This window comes from Marinobacter salinus (assembly GCF_001854125.1).
In the GTDB taxonomy this organism is placed as follows: domain Bacteria; phylum Pseudomonadota; class Gammaproteobacteria; order Pseudomonadales; family Oleiphilaceae; genus Marinobacter; species Marinobacter salinus.
The window spans coordinates 646,501-658,579 of record NZ_CP017715.1; the positions used below are offsets into that span (position 1 = coordinate 646,501).

The following is a 12,079-nucleotide window of genomic DNA, read 5'->3' on the forward strand; positions in this document are numbered from 1 at the left end:
AGGTCTGCAAGCCCCGCGGTTGTTCACGCTGAAAGGTTGCCCGGATAAAGCGGAGGAAGCCCCGGTTCAGAGGGCTTTGCCGTTTCCTGGCGCCGGATTCTCTGAAGCGCCTTTGCAAGCGCCCGGCCATCCCAGGCCTGATCTCGGCCCGCCGAAGATGAAAACAGGCGTTGCTGAAGTTTTCCGAGTTCGGCCTCCAGCTCCGGATCCCCGCAAAAATCCAGAGCATCGTTGGCACTGAGGAACTGATGCCCGGGAAACCGTTGGTTCATCCATTGCGTCAGCAGACCCGACGTTGAGGGCGAACCTTCCCGTGCCGCGTAAATCAGCTTTTCGAATACGTCCTTTTCCCGGGCGTTTCCAGAGAGGTCATCAGTCGGTGTGGCTCTGCCCGGTTTTCTTCGTGTCCACCACCATCCTGCCAGGGTAAACAGCCACAATGCTGTTACAGCCAGAGCCAGCCATTGCCACGTGGCGCTGCTGCTCTCGACGATGGGTGAATCGGGTTCGCGGGTATTGGTTTCGGGGCGAGCGAGGGGTGCGCTGGCCTGGGCAGTCTCTTCCGTATCGGGTGTTGTCAGGCCACTGACCTGCAAAGACCTCGCCGGAATGACCGCAATCTCTTGGCTGTCGGTCTTCGTATTCCACCAGGGGATGCGTATTTCCGGTAGGGTCATATCGCCCGGCTTAACCGGGACCAGCGCGGTGGTCTGGCTAAGCGTTGAGTTCAGGCCATCGGATGTGACCTGCGTAGAGCGCTCGGGCTGTTCCGGATAACTGCGCAACCCCTTGGGTGTGTCGTCGGGCAGGGGAGGCAAAGCTTCCGAGGGCAGGCCAGCGGCGCTGAGGATCAGTTTTCGGGACAGGTTCTCGCCGGTTTCAACCTGCATGCTCGGAGGTAGGCCACTCTCATCGATTGACAATCTGGTGGCGGGTAGCCAGGTGTTTCCGGTGAACTCAGCAGGCACATCGTTGACTGGAACGTCGAAGAGCTGCTCGCTGTCTCTGAGGAATATCAGTTTGCCGTTCGCGTCACGGGCTTGCCCCTCAAAGCGGATCGCCGGTAGCGCGAGGTTGCCGGGCTTTTGCGGAAACACGGCATATCGACGCTCAACCACTCGATAACGGACACCGTCCCGGTATCGTGAAAACTCCTGCTGTTTGCCCAGAGGCTCAATGATCGCGTTCGGGTGCTGTGGTTCGGAAAGCTCGCCGCGAATAAGGTTGCCACTAAAGAACAGGCGAACCGTGAGTATCAGTTGTTCCTGTACATAGACCTCGGCTTTGTCTGCAGCCAGCTCAATAAAACTGTCCCGGGTTGCCTTGCCGAGGCCTGGTGGGTTTCCCCTTACCACCTCAATGGTAACGGGTTTGGATGTGGCGTCCCGGAAGGTGAGCGGGGGAATGGTCAGTTTGCCGGTCTTTTTCGGTGCCAGCTGATAGGTCCATGTGATCTCGCCCATCATTTCGCTGTCAACGGTGCGAATGCTGTACCGCTGATTTCGCGCCAGGATCTCAAAATCCGGTTCCACGTTTTCAATGTCCGGAGCTGGCAGATTTGAGAGATCAAAATTGAACAGGTTGCTCAAATTGATGTCCAGCTTCATGGTGCCGGTTACTGTGAGAGTCAGAACTTCACCTTCATAGAGTTGTGTCCGGTCCGGCTCGACTTTGAGCTCTTCAGCCAGAGCCATGTTTGCAAAGCTCATCAGCATCAGCAGCAGGACCAAAGGGGAAAGGAGCTGTTTTACCATGGTGTATCGCCCTCATCGGATGGTGTCTGACGTTGCTGGTATTGCTGCAGGAATTTGCGTTTAAGCAGGCCGCCGGGGTCGTCCGGGATTCGGCGCAGCCATTGTTCCTGACCCTGGGTAAGAGGCGTCTCAGAGATCCGGGCAGGTGACTCGGTCACGCTTTCCGGCGCAGTCTTGGCTGATGCCTCATCGTCTTTGGCGGAGTCCCGCTGCTGATCTGCCTGCTGATTCCGGGCGCTGTCGTCCTGGTCCTGCTCGCCATTGGACGAGGGCTGGGACTGCTGTCCTGAGTCTTTGTTTTCGCCCGATTCCGACGGGCTGTTCTGTCCTTGCTGTTGATTCTGGTTATCGGACGACTGGTCCGACTCGTTTCGCTGCTCGCTGTTCTGTTGATTGTCGGAGTTTTGTTGTTGTGACGAATCCTGCTTTTGTTGCTGTTTGAGCAGTTGCTCCACCAGGCTCCGGTTATATTGCGCGTCTTCCAGAGTGGGCGATTGCTCCAGAGCATCGTCGTAGGCCTGGATTGCTTCTTGCAGTTTACCGGCCCTGGCCAGGGCGTTGCCCCGGTTGTAATCGGCCTGCGCCCCTTCCATTTTTGCATAGGCTTCAGCCGCATCCTGAAACTCGCCCGACTTGTAAAGTGCGGATCCTCTCCATTCGGGCTGTTTCAGGAGCTCCGCCGCAAGATCCGGGTTCTGCTTAATGAGTTCCGGTCCGCGCTGATCCTCTCTTTGCCATAGAGCGCCCCAGTCCAACGCCACGGCAGGTTGCGGAAACAGGGGCAGGAAGGTCAGGGCCATAACGGCAAACGCGCCCCGTCTCCAGCCTACAAGCAGGAGCGGTAATGCCAGCCAGAGAAGCCAGTAACCGTCATCCTGCCAGCGGTTGATGGTGAGTCCGCCCTCGGTTTCCTGCCATTCATCGCTGTCGGAAGGCGCGAGGTCCAGAGACTGGATGTCGGCGTTATCCAGTGTTAGGGAGTGACTTTCTCCGCCATTTTGTCTGGCGATGGTGTCGAGACTTTCGGGATCGGCCCGGGCAATCACAATGTCTCCGTTTTCGCGGATAAATCCCCGTTTGGCCAGGGGTATGGGGCCACCCTCGCGGGTTCCCACCACCAGCGTGCTGAGGGTGATGCCCGTTCCTTCGAGCGTGTCCTGAATGGCGGCGCGATAGCGTTCGGACACCTCGTCGGTCATGAGCAGGATTTTTCCTGTTCCCGGTGCGCCCTGCTCGAGCAAGGCCTTGGCGCTGGCGACGGCCAGATCGGCGCGATTGCCTGGTGCGGGCATGATGACCGGGTCCAGTACGCCAAGCATGCCCTCGATGGTTTTTCGGTCGTCGGTAAGAGGAGTGACGACATGGGCATCCGCGGCGTAGGCAATCAGACCATTGAGGCTGCCTTCGCGGAGCTTGAGAATGTCTCGGATCTTGCGTTTGGCGAGGGTTAGCCGGTCTGGATCCATATCCGTCGCGAGCATGGACAGGGAAAGGTCCAGGGCAATCACCAGGCTGTCGGCCGGCTGCTCCAGTGGTGTCGGAGCTTCCCGCCAGGCCGGTCCGGCAAGAGCGATGGTCAACAATACAATGGCGACCGACACGGGCCAAACCGGTGAACCCCGTTTCTGGCCGGCCTGGCCATGGCGCCGGATAACGGGTTCAAGCAGGCTGTCCGGTATCAAGCGTGACCACCCGCTGTCGCCATGGCGGAGATGTCGCAACGTTAAATAAACGACGGGCAAGGCCAGGATCAGCAAAAGCCAAAACGGGCGAAGGAAATGGAAATCAGTCATGCGCGCCGCTCCCTTCGCTTGAGGTGTGGGCAATCTGCCGGGTCTTCAACTGTCGGATCAGTAGAAGCATCAGCCACAGAAATGCAGCCACTCCGGTGGGCCAGGCATAGAGTTCGGTCACGGGGCGATAAAATTTGCCTTCGATTTCAATTGGCTCCAGTTGGTTAATACTCTCATAGATTATCTCCAGCTCAGGCAAGCTGCGGGCTCTGAAGTATCGACCACCTGTCTGTTGGGCGATTCTGGTCAGCAGACCTTCATCCAAATCCCGGGAGGGGTTTATCCGGCGTGAGCCCAGAAATCCGTTTTGTACGATGGATTCTGCGCCAATGCCGATGGTGTAAATTCGCACGCCAGCCGCCTTCGCAATCTCGGCCGCCTTATCCGGCGTAATTTCTCCCGCCGTGTTGGCCCCATCCGTCAGCAGTATGACAACCCGTTGTTCCTGTGGGCGGTCTCGCAGGCGCTTGACGGATAAGCCAACCGCGTCGCCGATGGCGGTCGCCCGACCGGCCATGCCCAGACCCGATTCCTGCAACAGGGTTTGTACGGTTTTCAGGTCGAAGGTCAGCGGTGCCTGAACATACGGCTGGGTACCGAACAGAATCAGACCAAGACGATCTCCCTTGCGGCGGTTAATGAATTCGTCCAGCACCACCTTGACCGCCTGAAGCCGGTTGATACTGCGGCCCTGAATGATCATGTCCTGCTCATCCATACTGGGTGAAATGTCCACCAGCAGCATCAGGTCGCGGCCAGAGACAGGAAGCTGAACCTGTTCGCCTACATGCTGGGGGCGGGCAAGGGCAACAACCAGCAGAGCCCAGATAACGAACAATACGAGTTTCTGCCACAAGGGCGCAGCGTTTCCCCGACGGCTGACTCCCGGTAAATCGGATAGCCAGTGGCCGACTGGAAGAACCGGGGCATCGACCGATTGCCCCGTAGGGCGCCGCCACTGCAGTAGCAGCGGCACGAGCACAAGTAACAACAGCCAGGGATAGGCCAGACTCAGCATTTCTGACCTCCCAGCCATCGATGGGCAAACTCCAGAGCCTGCTTTGGATCTGCCGTCACAGTTGGCTGCCAGGCGCTGTACACGATGGCTTCAACGACCGGGCGGGACGCCTCGCGGTCACTGGGCGTGTAGTTCAGAAGGAACTCGATCCAGGCCTCTCCCGACAGGGTTTCCGGATGAAGGTCTGGATAGCCTTCCCGCGCAGCGCGTTTGAGCAGGGTGTTGAGCTGTGAGAACCATTGGCCGGTCCGCTCTGCACGGCGTTCCAGGTTGACCAGCTCCGCTTTTGCCAGGCGTTTCCAGAGACTCTTTCGGCGTTGGCGCCGGACCAGCCAGGCGGTCACGGCTAGCAGGAGGAGCAGCACGAGGGCCAGAACCCACCAGCCGGGTGCGGGCGGCCAGAAACCCCCGGACTGCGGCAGGTGGATGTCTCTGAGTTGGCTGAGCGGATCCTGTGGATTCATCCGATACGCCCTCCGGGGCCCAGCAAGGCTTTCAGTACCAGGGCAGGGTCATCGCCGGTGGCAATGGTTGCCGCCGCTACTCCGGAGGTTCGAAAGCATTCCTCAAGCCGAGCTTCATGGATCTCAACCTTTCTGTGCCAGGCTTCCTGGAACCGGGTGTTGGAGGCGTCAAACCACACGGGACCGTCAGGGCCAGCAATTGCATATCGGCCATTGTGCGGCAGCTCCAGTTCCAAGGGGTCAACAATTCTTAGCGCGCTCACCGAGTTATGTCGGGCGAGTGCGCCCAGGAGAGTCCGGGTTTCGTCCGAGATATTCAGGAAATCGCTGATCACAAAAATCCGACTGCCGGTATGGGCAACCCGCCGGGCCTCAGCGAGGGCTTTGTCCAGAGGGATGCCGGCCATGGCGGAGTCCGCTGCCGCAGGTTCCATTCCGGGTTGTTGCTGATATTCCGCCAGGGTATCCAGTAAACGAAGTACTGATTTCTTGCGCCGTGCCGGGCGCTGAACGCTCAGCTCTCTGCCATTGAAGACAATGCCACCGACCTGGTCCCCGGCCCATAGAGCCAGCCAGGCAAGCAATGCTGCCACTTGTGCACAGCGAACCTGTTTGTAGGCACCGGTACTCGCAAAGAACAGCGTCGGGCCGAGGTCGCAGAGCAGCAAGACCGGGCGCTCCCGTTCTTCCTCGTAAATCTTGGTATGGGGCCCCTGGCGCCGGGCGGTTACGCGCCAGTCGATGCTCCGGATGTCATCCCCGGGCTGGTATTGGCGAACTTCCGCGAACGCCATTCCACGACCCCTTTGCGGCGAACGTTGTAGTCCGGCCTGCCGGGTCTTGACCGGTCGGGCGGATGGCAGTTTCAGGGCGCGGGCGTCCGCCTGCAGGCGAATCAGGCCCGGAAGACGAATATGTGTGAGAGCTTCGTTGATTGCCATAGAGGCTTTTTCGGTTTCCTGACTTGGTTAACAGTATCAGGCGGTGACCGGCACCCGGTCGATCAGGCGTTGAATAACCTTGTCTGCGGTGACTCCCTCAGCTTCAGCTTCGAAGGTCAGCAGAATGCGGTGACGGAGCACATCAAAGGCCATGGCTCTCACGTCATCCGGCGTGACATAGTCCTGCCCGTTCAGCCATGCCATTGCCCTCGCACAGCGGTCGAGGGCAATGGTGCCTCGCGGACTTGCGCCAAAGGCGGTCCAGCGAGCCAGCTCCGGGTCGAGACTGGCAGCGTCCCGGGTTGCCAGCACCAGTGCCAGCATATAGTGCTCAACCGGCTCGGCCATATAGATGTCGGCGACTTCACCGCGCGCCTCGAACACCTGATCGGCTGTCAGGCGCGCAGTGGCCGTTGGCTGCCCCTGGCGATAGTCATTGCGGGCAAGGTGCAATATGGCTTTTTCGGCGTCCGCGGAAGGGTAGTCAATAACCACGTGCATCAGGAAGCGATCAAGCTGCGCTTCGGGCAGAGGGTAGGTGCCTTCCTGTTCGATCGGGTTCTGGGTAGCCATGACCATGAATAGCTGGTCCAGCGGGAATGTCCGCATGCCAACACTGACCTGTCGCTCGCCCATAGCTTCCAGCAAGGCGGACTGGACTTTGGCCGGTGCCCGGTTAATTTCATCCGCCAGCACCAGGTTATGAAAGATGGGACCACGTTGAAACTCGAAACTGCCGGTTTCGGCGCGGTAGATTTCGCTGCCAGTGACATCGGACGGCAGTAGGTCGGGAGTGAACTGAATGCGATGGAAGTCGCCTTCAAGATGATCAGCGAGGGCTTTGATTGCGGTTGTTTTGGCGAGGCCCGGAGCCCCCTCGACAAGAAGGTGGCCATCTGCCAGCAAAGCAATGAGTAGTCGGTCTACCAACTTCTCTTGCCCGATTATCCTTTTTGCCAACTGTGATCTGAGTTCACCGAACGTATGCTGTAACGACATTGAAAGTGACTGCTCCCATTCTCTTGGGTTCATCAGAAGTACGTGTATCGCGACTAAGTAGTTGCCGAAGTTTTGGCGTCTGACCGGCAAAAATCAAGGGTTTGACTATGCTTATGTGACGATACGACGATTACGTTTATTTCACACTAACCGAGGTCGACCATGAATGCGCTGACAGTGGCCAGCAAGGATCAGTTTTTTGAGCAGTTGGCTGACGCTTTTGAACAGAAAATCGCAAAGACCGAAGCAAAGAAAATCAGCGAATTTGCCAAACAACATTATGCCCACATTCCTCTTGAAGAGCTTGTAAGTCGACGATTCTCGGATACCTACGGAGCGGTGCTCGCTGCTTGGCAGTTCCTGCAGAAGCGCAGTGCGGACGAGACCCCCGTGTCGGTATTCAATCCGGATCTGGAAAGTGATGGCTGGCAGTCTACGCATACGGTTATTTTTATCCTGCACCCGAATATCCCCTTTCTGATTGACTCTCTTCGTATCGCGATCAATCAGCGGGAGATCGGCACCCACTCCATCCAGCATTCCATCCTTCGTGTCGAGCGCGACAAGGATGGCAAGCTCAAGAAACTGCACTCAACCAAGAAAGCCAGCGCTGCAGCCTCCCATGAAGCTTTTATTGTGCTGGAGATCGACCGTCATAGCTCTCCGGAAGACCTCAAGGAGCTGGAAGAAGCCCTTCAGACAGTATTGCACGAAGTGCGCATTGCTGTTTCCGACTTTCCGGTCGTGAAGGAAAAAGTCAAGGAAGCTCTGGCTGAACTGGATACGACCACAGCAGGTATTACGGCTGACGAGAAAGAAGAGGCGAGGGCTTTCCTGCATTGGCTGGTGGACGACCATTTTACCTTCCTTGGCTACGACGAATACGATTTCGCCACTGACAAGAGTGGCATGGTGGTACGTCGGGTAGAAAACTCGGAACTGGGAATCCTGCGCGTTAACAATGAGCGTTCGGACCGGGTCCGACTCAATGAGTTACCCCAGCGCACCCGTCATGAGATGACCCGAACCGACGATATCTTCATTTTCGCCAAATCGGCTCAGCGCTCCCGTGTGCACCGTCCAGCTTACCCCGATTACATAGCGGTCAAGAAGTTCGACAGCAAGGGTGAGGTTGTGGGCGAGCGCCGGTTCCTCGGGCTCTACACCGCAAGGGTTTATAACGAGCGCCCTGACGAAATCCCCATGCTCCGCCGCAAGTTCCAGACCGTTATGAAGCGGTCCGGATTTCTCAGGGATGATTACGCAGGGAAAGAGCTGGAGCAGATCCTGACACTATACCCCCGCGACGAGCTGTTCCAGATTGAGTCCGGCGAATTGCTCAAGGTTGCCAAGAGCATTCTCTATATCCAGGAGCGTCGACGGATCGAGCTGTTTATACGAGAGGATGTTTACGGACAATTTGTAACCTGCCTCGCTTTCTTTCCGAGGGATATCTATAACACGGAGTTGCGCCTGAAGACCGAGCAGGTCCTTCTGGATGCTCTGGATGCGGAAGACATTGAATTTGTAACACATTTTTCCGAGTCGGTGCTGGCTCGGGTCCAGTTCACCATTCGGTTGGCGCAGGTTGAAAACCGTCAGTTGCCCATTGCAGAAATTCGGGACAAGGTTATTGAACTGGCTCAGTCATGGCGTGACGGACTTTATGATTCCCTCAGTGAGGCTTATGGCGAGGAGCAGGGGAATGAACTTTACCGGCTTTGGGCCGGCGGTTTTCCCCCCAGTTACACGGACATGTTTTCCCCCCGCCGCGCGGCTATAGACCTCGAACATATTGCCGCCGCTGCCAACCAAGATGATCTGGCAATGAGCTTTTACCGGGCGCTTGAGGAAGATGAGAATACGCTTCATTTCAAGTTGTTCTACCCTGATCAGCCTTTGCCCTTGTCCGATGTGATGCCGATTTTCGATAACCTTGGCTTTCGGGTAATTGGCGAACATCCGTTTGAAGTGCTTGACCGGCATAGCAAAACGGTCTGGATTCACGATTTTACGCTGCAGGCGCACGCTGGTCAGATTGTGGATATCCATCGCATTCGCCCGATCTTTGAAGATTTGTTCCGGCGGGTCTGGCACGGTGATGCGGAAAATGACGCGTTTAACCGGCTGCTGCTGTCCTCCTACATGAGCTGGCGTGAGATTGCCCTGCTGCGCACGTTTGCCAGGTACATGCGTCAGATACGGTTTTCAAACAGTCAGACGTTTATTTCAAACACACTGGTTAATCATGTTGAGCTGACCCGGGTGTTACTTGATTACTTTGAAGTGCGGTTCAATCCTGAGCGGTACCAGAGCGAGGGCAAGAGCAAGGCCGCCCAGCAAAAACTTGAGATCGAGTTTAATGCCGGCCTGGATGAAGTGGAAAACCTCAGTGAGGACAGGGTCCTGCGACTTTTCCTTGAACTTATGCAGGCGACCTTGCGGACCAACTACTACCAGCCGGATGATCAGGGTGGCAACAAGCCATACATCAGCGTCAAATTTGATCCGGCCAGGATTTCCGACATGCCTTTGCCGTTGCCCATGTTTGAAATCTTTGTCTACTCGCCACGCGTCGAGGGTGTGCATCTGCGGGGAGGCAAGGTGGCCCGTGGTGGCCTGCGTTGGTCGGACCGGTTCGAGGATTACCGGACAGAGATACTGGGGCTGGTGAAGGCGCAACAGGTCAAGAACGCGGTCATTGTGCCCGTCGGCGCCAAGGGTGGCTTTGTGGCCAAGCGTTTGCCCGACCCGTCAGACCGGGAGGCGTTCCAGGCAGAGGGTATCGCAGCCTATAAGACGTTTATCAGGGGGCTGCTGGACATCACGGACAATCTCGTGGACGGGGGCATCCAGCCTCCGGAGCGTGTGATACGTCACGATGCAGATGACCATTACCTGGTTGTGGCTGCGGATAAGGGCACCGCAACTTTCTCGGATATCGCGAACGGCCTCGCCGCTGAATACGGTTTCTGGATGGGAGATGCCTTCGCGTCTGGTGGCAGTAACGGCTACGATCACAAAAAAATGGGGATCACTGCCAGGGGAGCCTGGGTTTCTGTCGAGCGCCACTTCCGCGAAATGAGTATTAATCCCGCACTTGACGAGTTTACCGCCATTGGCATAGGCGATATGGGCGGCGATGTCTTCGGAAATGGCATGCTGTGCTCAGAAAAAACCAGGCTTGTTGCGGCGTTCAACCACATTCACATTTTTGTGGATCCGGCTCCGGACCCCGAGAGGAGCTTCAAGGAACGCCACCGCCTTTTCCAGTTGCCGCGTTCTGCCTGGACCGATTACGACACCAAGCTCATCTCAAAGGGCGGTGGCGTGTTCAGTCGTAATGCCAAATCCATTCCGGTCAGTCCGGAAATGAAGAAACTGCTCGGCATCAAGTCCGACAGGGTTCCTCCCAACATGCTGATTTCTCACATTCTCAGGGCCGAGGTTGACCTGCTCTGGGTTGGTGGAATCGGCACCTATGTGAAATCCGCCAGTGAGTCGCACGCCGATGTCGGTGACAAGGCCAACGATGGTCTCCGGATCAACGGATCCGAGATGAGGTGCAAGGTAGTCGGTGAGGGCGGCAATCTCGGTCTTACCCAACTGGGCCGGATTGAGTTTGCCCTCAAGGGCGGTCGCCTGAATACTGACTTTATTGACAACTCCGGGGGCGTCGACTGCTCGGACCACGAAGTGAACATGAAAATTCTTCTCAACCGGGCAGTTGCCCTGGGTGACCTGACCGGGAAGCAGCGAAACGTCATGCTGGAGGAGATGACGGACGATGTGGCGGCTCTGGTGTTGAAAAATAATTATCGCCAGACCCAGGCCATTAGTATTGCCAGCGCCGATGCGGCAACCCGGCTGGAGGAGTACCGGCGGCTGATGAACACCATGGAGAGCGAGGGTAAGCTCAATCGCACGCTGGAGTTTCTGCCGGATGATGAAACCCTGACCGAGCGCAAGCTGAACAAAAAAGGCCTGACACGGCCGGAGCTGTCCGTATTGATCTCCTACGTGAAGGGTGATCTCAAACAAACCCTGATTGCCAGCACACTTCCGGATGAGCCGTTGCTGGCGGGTGAAATGTACAAGGTCTTCCCGAGGGAACTGACGCTGAAGTTTTCCGGCGAATTGGGCGAGCACCAGTTGCGGCGGGAAATCATTGCGACCCAGATTGCCAATGACATGGTCAATCACATGGGGATTACCTTTGTGGAGCGGCTGAGTCAGTCTACAGGTGCGGATGCGGCTTCCATCGCCCTGGCATGGATCATTGCCCGGGACGTATTCAGGATTGATAACTGGTGGGACAAGATCGAAAGCCTGGATTTTCATATTCCGGCAAAACTCCAGATGGAGCTGATGCAGGATCTCATGCGCCTGATGCGCCGCGCGGTTCGTTGGCTCCTGCGTAACCGTCGTGCGGAACTCAGTATTCAGAATCATATGGAGCGATTCGCGGATAGCGTCTGGGCCATAACCGCTGGTCTGCCGGACTATCTGGGTGAGCAGGCGCGCCTGTCCTGGGAGCGTCGCCACGTAGCGCTGGAAGAGGCAGGGCTCCCGAAAGAGTTGGCCTCGGTGCTGTCTGGTACCGATTACCTCTATTCATCGCTTGGCATCATTGAAGCGCAGGAGGCCTCCGGAATGCCGCTGAAGACCGTGGCTAATCTGTATTATGAGCTGGGGGACAAACTTGATCTGAACTGGTTCGCCGCCGCCATAGCGTCGCTGACTCCGGTTTCCCATTGGCAGGCCCTGGCCCGCGAAAGCTTCCGTGAGGATCTGGATTGGCAGCAGCGAGCATTGACCACGGGTGTGCTAAAGCTGGCTGAGAAGCCGGAAGATGTGCCGGTATGTGTGGAAAAATGGCTTCAGCATTACGGGCCCATGATTGGCCGCTGGAAGTCGATGCTCGCGGAGCTCAAAGGTGTGCGTGAGCCCGAGTATGCGATGTTTTCGGTTGCCCTCCGGGAGTTGTTGGATCTGGCACAGAGCACCATGCACTCACCACAGGCTGAAGCAGACGTTCAGACAAACTGAGTATTGCTTTATCACAATGATTACCGTTCAATTCGTGGCTCGGAATTATTGATGGGAGTGT

The 12,079-nt window shown here is 57.0% G+C and carries 7 protein-coding genes; 1 reads left to right on the forward strand and 6 read right to left on the reverse strand.

Going from position 1 to position 12,079, the window contains the following annotated elements:
- Nucleotides 1-23: 23 nt before the first annotated feature.
- The 6 genes from BKP64_RS03055 to BKP64_RS03080 are packed head-to-tail and all read right to left on the reverse strand — an operon-like array spanning nt 24 to nt 6,969.
- Complete coding sequence (locus tag BKP64_RS03055) at nt 24-1,754, reverse strand: BatD family protein (protein WP_070965876.1); 1,731 nt, start codon at nt 1,752-1,754, stop codon at nt 24-26.
- Nucleotides 1,748-3,547 (reverse strand): VWA domain-containing protein, encoded by a 1,800-nt coding sequence (locus tag BKP64_RS03060; RefSeq protein WP_070965878.1) that lies wholly within the window; start codon nt 3,545-3,547, stop codon nt 1,748-1,750. Before BKP64_RS03060 ends, BKP64_RS03055 begins: the two co-directional genes overlap by 7 nt.
- Nucleotides 3,540-4,565, reverse strand: a complete 1,026-nt coding sequence (locus BKP64_RS03065) for a vWA domain-containing protein (protein WP_070965880.1) — start codon at nt 4,563-4,565, stop codon at nt 3,540-3,542. Before BKP64_RS03065 ends, BKP64_RS03060 begins: the two co-directional genes overlap by 8 nt.
- A complete protein-coding gene (locus BKP64_RS03070) occupies nt 4,559-5,029 on the reverse strand; it encodes a DUF4381 domain-containing protein (protein WP_070965883.1) in 471 nt (156 codons plus the stop codon). Before BKP64_RS03070 ends, BKP64_RS03065 begins: the two co-directional genes overlap by 7 nt.
- Complete coding sequence (locus BKP64_RS03075; protein WP_070965886.1) at nt 5,026-5,970, reverse strand: DUF58 domain-containing protein; 945 nt, start codon at nt 5,968-5,970, stop codon at nt 5,026-5,028. Before BKP64_RS03075 ends, BKP64_RS03070 begins: the two co-directional genes overlap by 4 nt.
- 36 nt (nt 5,971-6,006) lie before the next feature.
- A complete protein-coding gene (locus BKP64_RS03080; protein ID WP_070965889.1) occupies nt 6,007-6,969 on the reverse strand; it encodes an AAA family ATPase in 963 nt (320 codons plus the stop codon).
- 162 nt (nt 6,970-7,131) lie between these two features.
- On the opposite strand from BKP64_RS03080, the gene BKP64_RS03085 reads away from it, so the two are divergent.
- On the forward strand, nt 7,132-12,018 hold the full coding sequence (locus BKP64_RS03085; protein ID WP_070965892.1) for an NAD-glutamate dehydrogenase: 4,887 nt from the start codon (nt 7,132-7,134) through the stop codon (nt 12,016-12,018).
- Nucleotides 12,019-12,079: the final 61 nt, after the last annotated feature.